The sequence below is a fragment of the [Erwinia] mediterraneensis genome, assembly GCF_900604315.1.
GTDB lineage: Bacteria > Pseudomonadota > Gammaproteobacteria > Enterobacterales > Enterobacteriaceae > Pantoea > Pantoea mediterraneensis_A.
On record NZ_LR026978.1, the window covers coordinates 933,265 to 947,163 of the forward strand.

Sequence of the window (13,899 nt, forward strand, 5' to 3'; positions counted from 1 at the left end):
GGCGTCAATCCGCTCTGTGCATCGGCACAGAGCGGATGATGGCATTGCGGGAAGCGGGCGGAACGCGGATGCGATGCGCCCGTATAAAAACAGGCAATCAGGACGCGACTTTTGTCATCTGCGCTGGCGCGGCGCTGACCAGGCTGATGCAGTGTGAAACGATATGGGAAAGAGCAGGTGAAATATCGACCGGGATAACATCGCCTTCCTCTTCGCCAGGGACTTCCAGCGTAGCAAACTGGCTTTGCAGAAGCGCCTCCGGCATAAAATGGCCCTGTCGTTGCCGCATGCGGTTCAATACAAACTGATAATCACCCTGCAACCAGATAAAACGCACATGCGCATTGCCCGCGCGCAGCGTATCGCGATAGCGTTTCTTCAGTGCGGAACAGACCAGAACACCCGCTTCGTTTTTCTGGCCCAGGCTAAAAATCACGTCGGAAATACGCGTGAGCCAGGGCAGACGATCCTCATCGTTCAGCGCCTGTCCGGCAGCCATTTTCAGGATATTTTCACGCGGATGAAGGTCGTCGCCGTCAAGGAATTTCGCATTCAGCGCCCTGGCGAGCGCCATGCCTACGGAGGTTTTTCCGGTGCCGGATACGCCCATTAAAATGATACATGGTACTGCCATAGCCAGATCCTCCCTGTTATACCGCCGCCAGCATGCCGCCATCGACGAACAACAGATGCCCGTTAACGAAATCGGACGCTTTTGACGAAAGAAACACCGCCGCACCCACCAGTTCTTCAGGATTGCCCCAACGCGCGGCAGGGGTACGCTTGCATAACCAGTCGGTGAATTCTTTATTGTCTGCTAACGCCTGGGTCATCGGCGTGCGGAAATAGCCCGGGGCGATACCGTTAACCTGGATATTATGACGCGCCAGCTCCACGCACATGCCGCGCGTCAGCATTTTTACCGCACCTTTTGCCGCCGCGTAAGGCGTAATGGTATCCCGACCCAGTTCGCTTTGCATTGAACAGATATTGACAATTTTGCCCTTTTTGCGCGCAACCATTTTTTTTGCCACGCATTGCGAGACGATGAATACGCCGGTCTGGTTGGTTGCAATAATATCGTTCCACTCATCAAGCGGAAATTCGGTAAAAGGATGGCGGCGTTGAATGCCGGCATTGTTAAATAACACATCAATCGGGCCTATGTTATTTTCAATATCCGCAACCGCCTGTTCCACCGCACGGGCATCGGCAACGTCAAACAGAGAAGTATGGGCTTTGAAACCTTCATCGCGTAATCGCATGGCAGCCTTTTCTGCCCGCTCTGCATGCGTGCCGTTGATGATGATTTCTGCCCCCTGTTGCGCCAGACCACGGGCCATAATGAAACCAATGCCCTGGGCGGCGCCGGTTATCAATATCCGTTTGTTGTTTAAGCTGAAAAGATCGTTCATCAACAAACCTGCCTTGTTTTGCCATTCATAACGCCTATATCACGGTTTTATGGCGTATAAAACTGTGACGGACGTCACTCTAATCCGTGTTACAAAACCCGGTTACCTTTGTTGTGAACTGTGGCAGGTCAGGCAGCCGAAATGGGCGGATCCGGTATCGGCGAATAATTCCTTTTCCCTCTGCCGGCAGGCATAATAATGTGATGGAATCGCCGTCTGACGGACATGAATAATGAAAATGCAACGCATAACGTTACATGATATCGCTACGCTGGCGGGCGTAACAAAAATGACGGTTAGTCGCTATTTACGCACGCCGGAAAAAGTAAAGGCGGAAACGGCGGAACATATCGCGAAAGTGATTGCGGAGGTTGGCTACCAGCCTGACGCCGATAATTCCGCCATGATCGGCAATACCCTGCCCCGCATCGGCGTGCTTATTCCTTCCTTTCATAATCAGATTTTTGCCGATTTGCTGGCAGGTGTGGAATCCGTTACCCGCGTACAGGGTTATCAGACGCTGGTGGTAAATTACGATTACGATCGCCAGCGCGAAGAAGAAAAGATCGCTACGGTATTGGCTTTTAATATTAAGGCATTGCTTCTGACTGAATCCGTGCATACGGTGCGCGCAGAAAAATATCTGAAAGCTGCAGGCATCCCGATTGCGGAAGTGATGGGCCTGACTCAGACGCCCGGACGCATCAGCGTAGGCTTCAATAATCACCGCGCCGGTCTGGATATGACGAATATGCTGCTGGCCAGCGGTAAAAAACACATTATCTATTTTGGTTCGATGTCCGATACGCGTGATGAACAACGCTATGCAGGCTATTGCGAAGCCATGACGGCGGCCGGACTCCCAGCGGGGCGCATAGCGCCGAATAAAATTTCTTCGGTTTCCATCGGTACAGGCATGATGACTCTGGCGCGGCAGATCTATCCCAATATGGATGGCATTCTCTGTACCAATGATGATCTGGCCGTTGGCGTATTGCAGGAGTGTCGCGCCGCAGGCATTCTTGTCCCCGATCAAATGGCGATCGCAGGTTTTCACGGGCTGGAAATCGGGCAGGTAACAACGCCGCAATTGGCCAGCGTGGTCACGCCGCGCTTCGAAATGGGCAAGGTCGCCACAGAAATTCTCATTAAAAAGATCCATCAACAACCCACCATCGAGCAGGTCGATTTGCATTATCGTCTGTCGATGGGCGCTACCATCTGAAATGTGTCACCCGATATAGCCGAATCGCCGTCACGATCACGCCATCAGTAACAGAGTTTCTTAACACTTTTTCATGTGATATTTATCACAAAAAAATACGTCAGAACGCCTTTAATAGTATCCATCTCAGGTAACGGAATGATTAAAGGAACGCTCATGACGCAACAAGCCCGCCCGAATATTTTACTGATTGCCCCGGTGCTCGATTCTCTGCTTGACCGTCTCAGCTCCGCCTTTGAGGTGCATCGTCTGTATGAACAGGATGAACCGCTGGCCTGGCTTGCCGCCGAGGGGACGCGCGTTCAGGCCGTTGTCACGCGTGGCGATGTCGGTATCAGCAATGCCGTACTGGAACAATTACCGCAGATCGGGCTGATTGCGATCTTCGGCGTAGGTACTGACGCCGTTGACCTTGATTATGCTCGCAAAGCGAATATTGCCGTCACCATCACTTCCGGCGTGCTGACTAACGATGTTGCTGACATGGCGATGGGACTGCTGCTGAGCGGCGCACGGCGCCTGTGTCTCGGCGATCGCTTCGTACGTGAAGGCCAGTGGCTCAGGCAAGCTCCCGCGCTCGGCACCCAGGTCAGCGGCAAGCGAGTCGGCATCGTGGGCATGGGCAATATCGGCCGCGCGATCGCTCAACGCGCGACGGCGTTTGATATGTCGGTATCCTATATCAGTTGTACGCCGAAACCGGAGCTTCCCTATACCCGGTGCGGGGACATTTACACCCTGGCGCGGGAAAATGATTTCCTGATCGTCGCCGCCTCCGGCGGCGCGGCAAACCGTGGACTGATCGATGCCTCGGTTCTTGAGGCGATGCCGGCGCACGCCTGGTTGGTCAATATCGCTCGCGGAACGCTGGTAGATGAAAACGCCCTGATTCAGGCGTTGCAGCGTAAAGCCATTGCTGGCGCCGCGTTAGACGTCTTCGAAGAAGAACCTCATGTCCCTGAAGCGCTTATCGCGCTGGATAATGTGATATTGCAACCACACGTCGGCAGCGCGACAGCGGAAACACGTCAAAAAATGAGCGATGTCGTTTTTGCTAATGTCGACGCGTTTTTTAAAGGGCGCCCCTTACCCAACGCTGTTTAATCCCGCATTCATTTTTATTCAGGCACTCACGATGTTGTTACCAACATCGTTAGCGCCGTACGTTCCGTAAATTCACAGAGGGCGCTGTATGGATAATAAAATACCGGGGACTCGGTGGTTACGTGTCATTGCCCCCATTCTGATTACCTGTATTGTTTCTTTTATGGATCGGGTAAATATCAGTTTCGCTTTGCCCGGAGGAATGGAACAGGATTTGGCGATAAGCAGCCAGATGGCGGGTATCGCCAGCGGCATCTTCTTTATCGGTTATCTGTTTTTGCAGGTGCCCGGCGGCCGGATTGCGGTAAACGGCAGTGGTAAACGTTTTATCGCCTGGTCGCTTGCCGCCTGGATGGCGGTCTCGATTGCGACCGGCTTCGTCACTAATCATTATCAACTGCTGGCGCTGCGCTTTATTCTTGGCGTGTCTGAAGGCGGCATGCTGCCCGTGGTGCTGACCATGGTCAGCAACTGGTTTCCGGAAAAAGAGCTGGGCCGTGCCAACGCGTTTGTCATGATGTTTGCGCCGCTGGGTGGCATGTTTACTGCGCCGATATCCGGCTGGATTATCAACGCCTTCGACTGGCGCTGGCTATTTATTATCGAGGGATTGCTTTCTGCCGCGGTGCTGCTGGTGTGGTGGCTGGTCATCAGCGATCGGCCTGAAGAGGCACGCTGGCTCCCGGAGCGCGAGCGCGAATACCTGATTCGCGAACTGCAACGCGAGCGCGAAGCGCGGCGCGATCAGCAACCGGTAAGCCGTGCGCCGCTGAAAGATGTATTCCGTAACAAAGGCCTGATGAAGCTGGTAGCGCTAAACTTTTTTTACCAGACGGGCGATTATGGCTACACCCTGTGGCTCCCGAGTATCTTAAAAAATCTGACTGGCGCCAATATGGCGGGGGTCGGTGTGCTGGCTGTGCTGCCTTTCGTGGCGACGATTGCCGGTATCTGGCTGATTTCCTTGTTCAGCGATCGTAGCGGGAAGCGGCGTGTATGGATAATGGCGTCGTTATTCTGCTTCGCCGCAGCCTTGCTGGCCTCCGTTATACTGCGCAACCATATTATCGCAGCTTATATTGCTCTGGTGATTTGCGGCTTTTTCCTCAAGGCGGCAACCAGTCCGTTCTGGTCCATTCCGGGAAGGATTGCGACTCCCGAAGTGGCTGGTAGCGCACGCGGCGTAATCAACGGTCTCGGCAACCTCGGCGGATTCTGCGGCCCTTATCTGGTGGGCATAATGCTCTATCTCTATGGTCAAAATGTGGCAATCTGCGCGCTTGCCGCTTCGCTGATCATTGCCGGGATACTCGCCATTTCTCTGCCGAAAGCATGTGACCTGACAGAAACGCAGCGACGCGAACGCCTTCAGCAATCAGGGATGCGACAGCAGACACGCCATAGCGGATGACCTTGAGGTCTCGCTTATCAAGCGAACGCAGCTGGCCATCCCGCACGCTGATTCGGCAATGTCCCGACGCATAATTTTATAACATGATCAAAGTCATTACCCAGGCCTCATTTTTTCATGAAGCCTGAGTTTTTATTGGACTTTCACTTTAACAACCAAATAAGGGGGACGTCTCAGATCCTTGCCATCATTAAGCTCTGCCAGTCGATTCCATTGCCCTAAGGTCGCATAAAGAAAACCGTTTTTGTAAGCCAGCCCGTCAGGCCATACATAGTTTTTTTCATCATGAGAAAGCAAACTATAGTTTCCCTTTGCATCTCTTTTAATCAGGGACTGCTGTTCATAAGCGCCAAAGTAAAGATTACCGGCGGAATCTTCCGCCAATCCATCATTAGCAGGATGCTGGCCTTCGAAATGAACAGCAGCCTCAATAGCCTTTTCATTTTTAGAAAAATCACTCAACACCGCGGTATCAATACTGTAAAGGTTGCGCCCGTTTAATACTGTCCAGTACAGTTTTTTACTGTCAGGACTCAAACTTACGCCATCTGCGCCTCCCAAAGGAAAGCTTTGGTGGTTAAAATCATATTGGTGGGGCTGACCTTCAAGAAAAGCGATATATCCCGGCTCAGGAGAGGTCGAATAGTGGTTTGTCAGGACTTCCCTCTGCTTTCCTGAAGCGATATCAATAATCACCAGTGAATAATGTTGTTCAAACCCTGAATTTGCAATATAGATTTCCCCCTGATCGCCATGTGTTAAATCCACACGCAAATCATTATAATGAGAACCTGAATTCAGGACCGGCTTATGAATGACAATATTATGAATAACCTTATTGCTTTTTGTGTCGATAGCGACAACTTTAGCCGCTCCCTCAGGTATCTCTTTATTTCCGGCAATCTTGCCGTCATCAAGCACCCAGAGCACGTCATTTTTATCCATATACATGCCATGAGGTGAAACAAGCCAGTGGTCATAATCCTGTTTATTTTTCAGACCTAACGTATTATCAGGATAAGGCACCAGCTTATTGCCTTTGACTTCTGCCAATGAATACCAGTTATGGTTATCCGCATGTCGGGGAAAACCTAAAAACACTCGATTACTGGAGCTAACCGCAATGCCGGATGGATCCGGATAGGGAGGGTTAATACTGGCGACAACTTCTGGTTTGGTATTAGCCGTTGCTGGCTGTATTAAAAACAGGGAAGCAGATACCGCACAAAAAAATAATTTTTTCCTCATCAGACTGATTCCTGTGTTGTAAATGATTTTATTAAAAGTCTAGTTTGAAAAAATAAATTTGCGCGCAGGGCTTCTCGTCAGGGAATAATTCCGATCAGATTTCAGGGTGTTATTTAGTTTTACGTTTTGGTAATGGTCCCAACTTATTGATAGTGTTTTATGTTCAGATAATGCCCGATGACTTTATCATGCAGCTCCACCGATTTTGAGAACGACAGCGACTTCCGTCCCAGCCTTGCCAGATGCTGCCTCAGATTCAGGTTATGCCGCTCAATTCGCTGCGTATATCGCTTGCTGATTACGTGCAGCTTTCCCTTCAGGCGGGATTCATACAGCGGCCAGCCATCCGTCATCCATATCACCACGTCAAAGGGTGACAGCAGGCTCATAAGACGCCCCAGCGTCGCCATAGTGCGTTCACCGAATACGTGCGCAACAACCGTCTTCCGGAGCCTGTCATACGCGTAAAACAGCCAGCGCTGGCGCGATTTAGCCCCGACGTAGCCCCACTGTTCGTCCATTTCCGCGCAGACGATGACGTCACTGCCCGGCTGTATGCGCGAGGTTACCGACTGCGGCCTGAGTTTTTTAAGTGACGTAAAATCGTGTTGAGGCCAACGCCCATAATGCGGGCGATTGCCCGGCATCCAACGCCATTCATGGCCATATCAATGATTTTCTGGTGCGTACCGGGTTGAGAGGCGGTGTATGTGAACTGTAACTGCCATGTTTTACGGCAGTGAGAGCAGAGATAGCGCTGATGTCCGGCAGTACTTTTACCGTTACGCACCACCCCGTCAGTAGCTGAACAGGAGGGACAGCTGATAGAAACAGAAGCCACTGGAGCACCTCAAAAACACCATCATACACTAAATCAGTAAGTTGGCAGCATCACCCTTTGCCTGATAAGCCACTTTCGCTTCCGCCTCTGCCAGCGTCGAGGCGGTCACACTGACGTTCTGCGCCAGGCTGTTAAACGCAACCAGGCCAATAAACACAACCGCAAACTTTACGTGTTTCATCTTAATTCCTTTATCATCGTTTTCTGCCAGCTATTTTCAGCTGCAGAAGACAATTCAGATTGTTTATTTCTGCTCGCGGCGTAGAACCATTCCGGCGTGATAGAGCACATCCTCAATAAAGTCGCCGTCCGCAGTAAATCCGGTATCGTCCAGGTAGTCGATATGGTTTCCGCTAAGGGTATAACGTCCCTGATAAGCGCTTTTTCTTGCGCCGCGCGCTTCGTCATAGCGACCATCCGGCAGCAGCTCATGGCGGATATAGCCGTCATCGGTGACCCATATGCCAATATAAGGATGTAATTCCATTCCGCTTCTCCAGGGTTGATTAACCATTATCCCGCGATCGCTTAAAACGGACTGGCTGTCGGGCGTACAATCAGTTCACTGACATCAACGTCATCCGGCTGCTCAATGGCAAAGGCCACTGCCCGGGCAATCGCATCAGGCTGAATCGCAATACGGCGGAACGTCTTCATGGCATCACGCGCGCTGTCATCAGAGATGGTGTCAGCCAGTTCCGATTCCACCACTCCGGGGCTGACCACGGTGACACGAATCTGATCTGTCTCCTGACGCAGACCTTCCGAAATCGCCCGTACGGCAAACTTGGTGGCGCAATAAACCGCCGCCGTTGGCGAGACGCTATGACCGCCGATGGAAGAGAGGTTAATAATCTGCCCCTGTTTGCGCGCCTCCATGCCCGGCAACACCGCCGCGATACCATTAAGCACACCGCGAATATTTACGTCGATCATGGTGTTCCATTCCGCCACCTTCAGGGATTTCAGGGGTGAGAGCGGCATGACGCCTGCATTGTTCACTATCACATCCACCGGTCCCCAGGTCTCCTCAGCAAAAGCGACAAAATTCTGCATATCTTCAAGACAGGTAACATCCAGCGTCCGGAAAGCCGACTGTAAACCCTGCTTCTGCAGCGCACTGTTCAGCGCCTGCAGGCGCTCTGTACGTCGCGCGCCAAGTACCACGCGGTGTCCGCTGGCCGCCAGGCGCCGGGCGATCGCTTCACCAATACCGCTGCTGGCGCCGGTAATCAGGATGACTTTACTCTGAGTTTGCGTATTCATAGGTTTTCTCCAAAGGAATCAACAATGATCTGCCTGTTTCACGCTTAACTGCGCCAGAAACCCGGTGTTGTTCTGACAGGCATCGGGTGTGGGAGTCATGGTAGAGAAAAGGCGGGCCACTGCTAATACCCTATCTTCGCCTGTTCTTGCCTAATCCTATTAATTGCAGATATCAGGGGTGGAAAAAGCGTGTTAACATTGTTTAATCCTCATCTGTCAGGAGCTGAACCATGCATCAGGCGACAACGCGCCAGGCACGTATGATTGCGCTGCTCAGGCAGTTGGCACCCTCTGAGGGATATACCCGGTCTGCGCTGGAGGGGGTAACTTTCATGCGCTCTGACCGCCCGCTCTCCAGCACGCCGGCGCTGTACGAACCGAGTATTGTGATTGTGCTGCAGGGCAGGAAGCGCGGCTTTCATGGCGGCAACCTGTATATCTACGATGCGCAGCACTATCTGGTTCTGACCGTCCCGTTACCCTTCAGTATTGAAACGGAAGCCAGTGAGGCAGAGCCCATGCTGGGCCTGGCGTTGCGTATCGATCCGACGCTGACAGCGGAGCTGGCACTCAACGTCAATGAGGTTCAACCGCCGCAGCCTGCCGAACCGGCCACGCTGTACGCCACGCAACTGGATGAAAAAATGGCCGACGCCACTTTGCGCCTGCTGGAAGCCCTCAGCTCGCCAGGCGAAACCCGCCTGTTGGGGCCCTCTATTGTGCGGGAAATCACTTATCGGGTACTGACCGGGGATCAGGGAGGCCGCCTGCGTGCCGCGCTGCTGCAGGGCGGAAATTTTGGTCGTATCGCCAGGGTGCTGCACCATATTCATATGCAATATCAATGTCACCTGAGCGTAGCAACCCTGGCCAGCGAAGCGAATATGAGCGTTCCGGCATTCCATGCGCATTTTAAAGCGATTACCACCACCTCGCCGATTCAGTACATCAAAGCGATCCGCCTGCACCAGGCGCGTCTGATGATGATCCGGCATGGCATCAACGCCTCGACCGCCTCGGAGAAGGTGGGCTATGAAAGCCCTTCGCAGTTTAGCCGTGAATTCAAGCGGCTCTTCGGACGCAGCCCGGTGGAAGAAACCCGCCATCTGAAAGATGTGCTGGCGCTGACTCTGCCTGCGGTAAATGCGGCCCAGGATTCGCTGCGTTCGGCGTCATAATGTCGTTATTCCCGCTGCCCTGAAATCGGCCAAAACGCAGGTTTGCCGACACGCCCGCTGCGTCACTCATCACTGAGCGGTGCCCGCATACCAGCGCAGGCAAAGGCCGTGATACTTCTGAGCAAATCCTCATTATTCAGCGAGGTGTAATGATCAGAAGCGAGTTGCTCAAGGCGGTGGGTATCCGAGAAGGAGTACATATAGGCACCAATTACCATGGTCATGCGCCAGTATACTTCTCCCTCGGAGAGATGGGGCAATTGTTTCTGTAGGGCCTGTACAAAGGCTTTGGTAGAGTTATCGTAGGCGCTGTTGCGTAATTCATAGGAGATTTCCGGCGGCTCGGTATGCAGGCGCGCCTGCAGACGAATAAAAGCACGTCCCTGCTTTGTTTCGCGCAGCGTCAGCGTGGGCTTGAGAAACGCCTGGATAATCTTCTCCAGCGTCAGGGTGTTCAGCTGCTCCAGCATCTGCAAACGCATCATGCGCTCTTCAGAGATACGCCGACTGCGGCGCAAAAACACCGCCTCAAATAAGCCGAATTTCGAAGTGAAATAGTAGATAATCAGCGCCTGGGTGACTTCCGCTGCCTCGGCGACTTCACGCAGCGTGGTTCCGGCATAACCGAGATCGGCAAATAAAATTTCTGCGGCATCAAGGATATTTTCTTTTACCGTGCCCTGGGTTCCTTCAGGTCTGCCGGGACGGTTCTTGTTAGCCGGTCGGGCATGTCTTACCGAGACGCCCTTACGCCCCCTGATCGCTTTGCTGTCCATAGATTCCCATTCGTCAGCTTATCAATACTCATTATTCTAACGTGTTGCCGATCGAAGGGGAAACGCTGCTGCATGTTTCCCCGGCTCGCATCCGGTCAGATCTGCCGGAGAAAATCGGCGAAACTTATGACATCCGCATTCTTTTGCGCCATATCAAACAGGTTTGCCTCGTGTGGTCCCAGCGCTCTGTCGCCCACGCAATCGCGTAACACCAGCGGACGAAATCCGTACGACATGGCGTCTACCACACTGGCCCGCACGCAGCCGCTGGTGGTACAGCCCGCCACCAGCAGCGTCTGAACGCCGCGCTGCGTCAGCCAGGGGGCCAGACCGGTGGCAAAAAAGGCGGACGGCACCTGTTTGCGTACTACCAGTTCGCCAGCGACCGGCGTGAGCGCTTCCACGATCGCGCTGGCCGGGCTCTGCTCTTTTAATGCCAGCAAACCAGGAACTTTTAAGGCAAAAATATTCGCATCGCTGTCATCATCAGCATAGACAATGCGGCTGTGTGCCACGGCCCAGCCCCGTGCCCGGGCAGTCTGCAAGACGGGAAGCGTGGCGGCTATCGCCTGCGCAATATTACCGCCGCCAAATTGCTGCGCATCGGCAAAACCATTGACAAAATCAACGATCAACAAGCCAATCGCGCCCTGTACCCCTAACTGCTGACCAAACCCCTGCTGCTGGTAAATATGATGTTCGCTGTTCATCTCTTCCCCTGTGCTTAAATTACGCCTCACCCGTTATCGCAGGCGAGGCGTGTCCGGTTCAGTGCCCCACGACCTTGCCGTTATCCACCACGGTCAGTCCATCCAGCGTCACCGTGCAGTGGCGCATCGGGATATCAATATGACAGGCGGTTGTGCGGTCGCCGCCCACTTCATTATTGGGCCCCAGCGACCAGAGGAAATTGCCCTCAAAGGCGCGCGCATCCATACCGATGGTGGCTTCGCGATCGTACAGCGATAGCGTGGACCAGCGGGCGCGCGGCTGCAGCCCCCAGCCGATGTGGGACAAAGCGTAAGCTTCAGGATCGTCGAAGGCCTCGATATAGTCTTGCAGCAGCTCAGCGTCCAGTCCGCCCTCAATACGGGTGACGTAGCCATTCTCGACCCGTAGTTCGATCGGTGACTGCACATAGCTTTTTTGCGGCAGCAGAATATCGCCTTTATCCAGCACCACGCGCCCGCTGGAAGCGCCTTCATCGGGCCAGGTGAGAATAAAACCGCTTGGCCAGTGGTCCCAGCGCCCCGGCTGATCGACGTAGCCATACTCTTTCACTACCGGATACTGCCCAAGCCGACAGCGCAAATCGGTGCCCGCTGCGGAGGTGACATGCATCTCTTTTTTCCCCTCCAGCAACTGCGCCGCCTGCAACACCCGGCGGCGATCGGCCTCGGTCGGCACCATACGCGCCAGGATCTCCGGCGGCTCGACCGCCAGCAGAATCCGCGTGCCCGATTTCAGAATATCCAGCTGCTCCGGCGAAAACAGCAGAGTCATTAAATCGAGCACCAGGTCGCTCTCTTTCAGCGCCGCAATGGCCGCGCGATTGCCGGTCAGCGGCGTGGTGCCCAGATAGGCCAGGCTGTCACGGCTGTGCGACTTTTCACCATTGACAGCGGGCAGATCAAGGCGGTTAACGCGTGCGCCCAGCGCAGCGGCAGCGATGCACGCGGTACGCAGCGTTTGCGGATGGGTGGTGTCACTGGTCAACAGCGTGACAATCTGGTCAGCCTGTAAACCGGAAAGCGTCAGAACCTGATGCCAGGCCTGGATCATCTCATTATCACTGATAGCCACAGTCAGCTCCTCGTCATCAAACAGATGTACCTAAGAAATCACCAAAAGCGGCATAAAAGCCCGCTTCATCATCCCACGGGATCATATGCCCCGCGTCTGCCACGCGCGCTACGCTCAGCTGCGGCAGTTGCGCACGTAGCTCTTGCTCTTCGGACGGCAGAATCACCTCCGCCCCACCCGCGATAATCAGATGCACCGGCACTCTGATACGCGGCAGATCCTGATGAATATCATCCTGCTGGAAACCGGCAAAACTGGTGCGCACGGCGCGTTCATCGCAGGTATGCAACCACTCGGCACGCAAGCGGCGTTGCTCCAGGCTCCAGGAGGGACAGAAAGCGCGCATCGCCTCCGCGTCCATGCCCTGCGTCGCCTGACGGATCGAGTCGATATACCAGCTCAGCTGCGCCGGATAGGGGCGTCGACCGGGGCCGGAGACCGGCGGATCCACCAGCACCAGGCGTTCCAGCGCTGCGGGCTGATGCCGACTCGCCATGCGCAGCGCAATACGTCCGCCCATGGAGTGGCCGATCACCGCGAAGCGCTCCAGTTGCAGCGCCACAGCAAATGCGGCAATGTCGTCCGCCTGCGCATCCAGACTGTAATCCAGCGTCTCGCCCGCGCTGGAGAGCCCGCGCCCGCGCACATCCAGCAGATAAACGTCAAAGTTTTCGCCCAGCCGCTCGCCCACAAAACCCCAGGTAATCGCCGGGCTGGTGATACCGGGGATCAGCAGCAGCGGCAACCCCTTGCCGCCATAGCGCAGATAGTGCTGGCGAATACCGTTGGCCTGAATATGTGCACCATATAAAAACTGACTCATGTCGCTCTCCTTCAGTAAGCGCCGGACAGCAATGCCCCTGCGCCCGGCACTATGGGTTCCAGCTCCAGCGCCTTTAACAGGGCGTAGGTGGTGGCGACAGCGGCAGTGACGACCGGCTTGCCGGTCAGGGCTTCCACCTGTGCCACCACCGGCAGCGACGGCATCTGCACGCAGGCGGAGAGCACGATGACATCGATCCCTTCGAGGTTCATCTCCGTGACAATGCCCGGCAACAGACGGGGATCGTGACGGCCTACCGCCAGGTTGTCGGGGATCTCCAGCGCCCGCCATGTCACCACCTCAATCCCCTCAGCGGCGATATAATCCACCACCAGTTGCGTCAGCGGTTTCATGTAGGGTGCCACCAGGGCGATACGGCGGGCGTTTAACACTTTTAAGGCGTCTACCAGCGCGCCGGCGCTGGTGATCACGGGTGCTGGCGCCTGATTACTGGCGGTTTGCTGTTGCAGGCGCTGTTCCGACTGGCGGTGATAGCCTTTGCCCATCGACATAATGGCCACCAGGCAGGCATAGCCCAGCACGTCGACCCGGGCGTCGGATAGCTCCAGCGCGCAGCGGTCCGACTCCGCATCCATGGCGGCCAGCTCCTCTTTCTGCACTGTTTTCATGCGCATCCGGCTGGAGTGAAAGGTGAATCTCTCCGGACGAATCTGTTGTCGCGCCAGCAACATCGCCGGCACTTCCGTTTCCATGGTGGTGTTGGAGCTGGGAACAATTTGTCCGATACGAAAGGTCTTTTTCATGGTGATTCCCGTCGCAGTAATAAAGGTCTTGCCTGACCACCCGGC

The 13,899-nt window shown here is 54.5% G+C and carries 16 protein-coding genes; 4 read left to right on the forward strand and 12 right to left on the reverse strand.

What is annotated here, in order from left to right:
* Positions 1 to 97: 97 nt before the first annotated feature.
* Both E0E17_RS04385 and idnO read right to left on the reverse strand, forming a co-directional pair.
* Positions 98 to 634, reverse strand: coding sequence for a gluconokinase (locus tag E0E17_RS04385; protein WP_038627223.1), 537 nt, complete (start codon positions 632 to 634; stop codon positions 98 to 100).
* A gap of 16 nt (positions 635 to 650) precedes the next feature.
* Complete coding sequence (gene idnO / locus E0E17_RS04390) at positions 651 to 1,415, reverse strand: gluconate 5-dehydrogenase (protein ID WP_038627225.1); 765 nt, start codon at positions 1,413 to 1,415, stop codon at positions 651 to 653.
* Between the two features lie 232 nt (positions 1,416 to 1,647).
* Between idnO and E0E17_RS04395 the strand changes: the two genes are divergently transcribed.
* From E0E17_RS04395 to E0E17_RS04405, 3 genes are all read left to right on the forward strand, one after another.
* Entirely contained in the window at positions 1,648 to 2,640 is a 993-nt protein-coding gene (locus E0E17_RS04395; RefSeq protein WP_038627227.1) for a LacI family DNA-binding transcriptional regulator, read from the forward strand.
* 156 nt (positions 2,641 to 2,796) lie between these two features.
* Positions 2,797 to 3,744: a 2-hydroxyacid dehydrogenase gene (locus E0E17_RS04400; protein WP_038627229.1), complete on the forward strand. Its 948-nt coding sequence runs from the start codon at positions 2,797 to 2,799 to the stop codon at positions 3,742 to 3,744.
* Between the two features lie 88 nt (positions 3,745 to 3,832).
* Complete coding sequence (locus E0E17_RS04405) at positions 3,833 to 5,155, forward strand: MFS transporter (RefSeq protein ID WP_038627231.1); 1,323 nt, start codon at positions 3,833 to 3,835, stop codon at positions 5,153 to 5,155.
* A 132-nt stretch (positions 5,156 to 5,287) separates the two neighbouring features.
* Here E0E17_RS04405 and E0E17_RS04410 read toward each other — a convergent pair whose 3' ends face one another.
* The 5 genes from E0E17_RS04410 to E0E17_RS04425 form a co-directional block, all read right to left on the reverse strand.
* Entirely contained in the window at positions 5,288 to 6,403 is a 1,116-nt protein-coding gene (locus E0E17_RS04410) for an L-dopachrome tautomerase-related protein (protein WP_038627233.1), read from the reverse strand.
* Positions 6,404 to 6,546: 143 nt separating this feature from the next.
* A protein-coding gene (locus tag E0E17_RS04415) for an IS1-like element IS1A family transposase (RefSeq protein ID WP_237680759.1) occupies positions 6,547 to 7,244 on the reverse strand; the annotation gives its coding sequence in 2 pieces (ribosomal slippage) (positions 6,547 to 6,995 and positions 6,995 to 7,244; 699 coding nt in all).
* Positions 7,245 to 7,272: 28 nt separating this feature from the next.
* Positions 7,273 to 7,425 (reverse strand): hypothetical protein, encoded by a 153-nt coding sequence (locus E0E17_RS20180; RefSeq protein ID WP_165446203.1) that lies wholly within the window; start codon positions 7,423 to 7,425, stop codon positions 7,273 to 7,275.
* Between the two features lie 63 nt (positions 7,426 to 7,488).
* Positions 7,489 to 7,731: an Atu4866 domain-containing protein gene (locus E0E17_RS04420; RefSeq protein WP_207302040.1), complete on the reverse strand. Its 243-nt coding sequence runs from the start codon at positions 7,729 to 7,731 to the stop codon at positions 7,489 to 7,491.
* 41 nt (positions 7,732 to 7,772) lie between these two features.
* A complete protein-coding gene (locus E0E17_RS04425; protein WP_130831888.1) occupies positions 7,773 to 8,510 on the reverse strand; it encodes an SDR family oxidoreductase in 738 nt (245 codons plus the stop codon).
* 230 nt (positions 8,511 to 8,740) lie between these two features.
* Here E0E17_RS04425 and E0E17_RS04430 point away from each other — a divergent pair, with 230 nt between their 5' ends.
* Positions 8,741 to 9,688, forward strand: a complete 948-nt coding sequence (locus E0E17_RS04430) for an AraC family transcriptional regulator (protein WP_237680760.1) — start codon at positions 8,741 to 8,743, stop codon at positions 9,686 to 9,688.
* A gap of 62 nt (positions 9,689 to 9,750) precedes the next feature.
* Here the strand turns inward: E0E17_RS04430 and E0E17_RS04435 are convergent, their stop codons facing one another.
* From E0E17_RS04435 to E0E17_RS04455, 5 genes are all read right to left on the reverse strand, one after another.
* A complete protein-coding gene (locus E0E17_RS04435; RefSeq protein WP_130831890.1) occupies positions 9,751 to 10,464 on the reverse strand; it encodes a TetR/AcrR family transcriptional regulator in 714 nt (237 codons plus the stop codon).
* 95 nt (positions 10,465 to 10,559) lie between these two features.
* Entirely contained in the window at positions 10,560 to 11,174 is a 615-nt protein-coding gene (locus E0E17_RS04440) for an isochorismatase family protein (RefSeq protein WP_130831892.1), read from the reverse strand.
* 58 nt (positions 11,175 to 11,232) lie between these two features.
* On the reverse strand, positions 11,233 to 12,267 hold the full coding sequence (locus tag E0E17_RS04445) for a 2,5-dihydroxypyridine 5,6-dioxygenase NicX family protein (protein ID WP_130831894.1): 1,035 nt from the start codon (positions 12,265 to 12,267) through the stop codon (positions 11,233 to 11,235).
* A gap of 16 nt (positions 12,268 to 12,283) precedes the next feature.
* On the reverse strand, positions 12,284 to 13,090 hold the full coding sequence (locus E0E17_RS04450; protein WP_130831896.1) for an alpha/beta fold hydrolase: 807 nt from the start codon (positions 13,088 to 13,090) through the stop codon (positions 12,284 to 12,286).
* A gap of 11 nt (positions 13,091 to 13,101) precedes the next feature.
* Positions 13,102 to 13,854, reverse strand: a complete 753-nt coding sequence (locus E0E17_RS04455; RefSeq protein WP_130831898.1) for a maleate cis-trans isomerase family protein — start codon at positions 13,852 to 13,854, stop codon at positions 13,102 to 13,104.
* Positions 13,855 to 13,899 lie beyond the last annotated feature (45 nt).

Excerpts from the sequence above, each read along its gene's own strand:
- E0E17_RS04385 (WP_038627223.1), bottom strand. The coding sequence starts at position 634 with ATGGCAGTACCATGTATCATTTTAATGGGCGTATCCGGCACCGGAAAA.
- idnO (WP_038627225.1), bottom strand. The coding sequence starts at position 1,415 with ATGAACGATCTTTTCAGCTTAAACAACAAACGGATATTGATAACCGGC.
- E0E17_RS04395 (WP_038627227.1), top strand. The coding sequence starts at position 1,648 with ATGAAAATGCAACGCATAACGTTACATGATATCGCTACGCTGGCGGGC.
- E0E17_RS04400 (WP_038627229.1), top strand. The coding sequence starts at position 2,797 with ATGACGCAACAAGCCCGCCCGAATATTTTACTGATTGCCCCGGTGCTC.
- E0E17_RS04405 (WP_038627231.1), top strand. The coding sequence starts at position 3,833 with ATGGATAATAAAATACCGGGGACTCGGTGGTTACGTGTCATTGCCCCC.
- E0E17_RS04410 (WP_038627233.1), bottom strand. The coding sequence starts at position 6,403 with ATGAGGAAAAAATTATTTTTTTGTGCGGTATCTGCTTCCCTGTTTTTA.
- E0E17_RS20180 (WP_165446203.1), bottom strand. The coding sequence starts at position 7,425 with ATGAAACACGTAAAGTTTGCGGTTGTGTTTATTGGCCTGGTTGCGTTT.
- E0E17_RS04420 (WP_207302040.1), bottom strand. The coding sequence starts at position 7,731 with ATGGAATTACATCCTTATATTGGCATATGGGTCACCGATGACGGCTAT.
- E0E17_RS04425 (WP_130831888.1), bottom strand. The coding sequence starts at position 8,510 with ATGAATACGCAAACTCAGAGTAAAGTCATCCTGATTACCGGCGCCAGC.
- E0E17_RS04430 (WP_237680760.1), top strand. The coding sequence starts at position 8,741 with ATGCATCAGGCGACAACGCGCCAGGCACGTATGATTGCGCTGCTCAGG.
- E0E17_RS04435 (WP_130831890.1), bottom strand. The coding sequence starts at position 10,464 with ATGGACAGCAAAGCGATCAGGGGGCGTAAGGGCGTCTCGGTAAGACAT.
- E0E17_RS04440 (WP_130831892.1), bottom strand. The coding sequence starts at position 11,174 with ATGAACAGCGAACATCATATTTACCAGCAGCAGGGGTTTGGTCAGCAG.
- E0E17_RS04450 (WP_130831896.1), bottom strand. The coding sequence starts at position 13,090 with ATGAGTCAGTTTTTATATGGTGCACATATTCAGGCCAACGGTATTCGC.
- E0E17_RS04455 (WP_130831898.1), bottom strand. The coding sequence starts at position 13,854 with ATGAAAAAGACCTTTCGTATCGGACAAATTGTTCCCAGCTCCAACACC.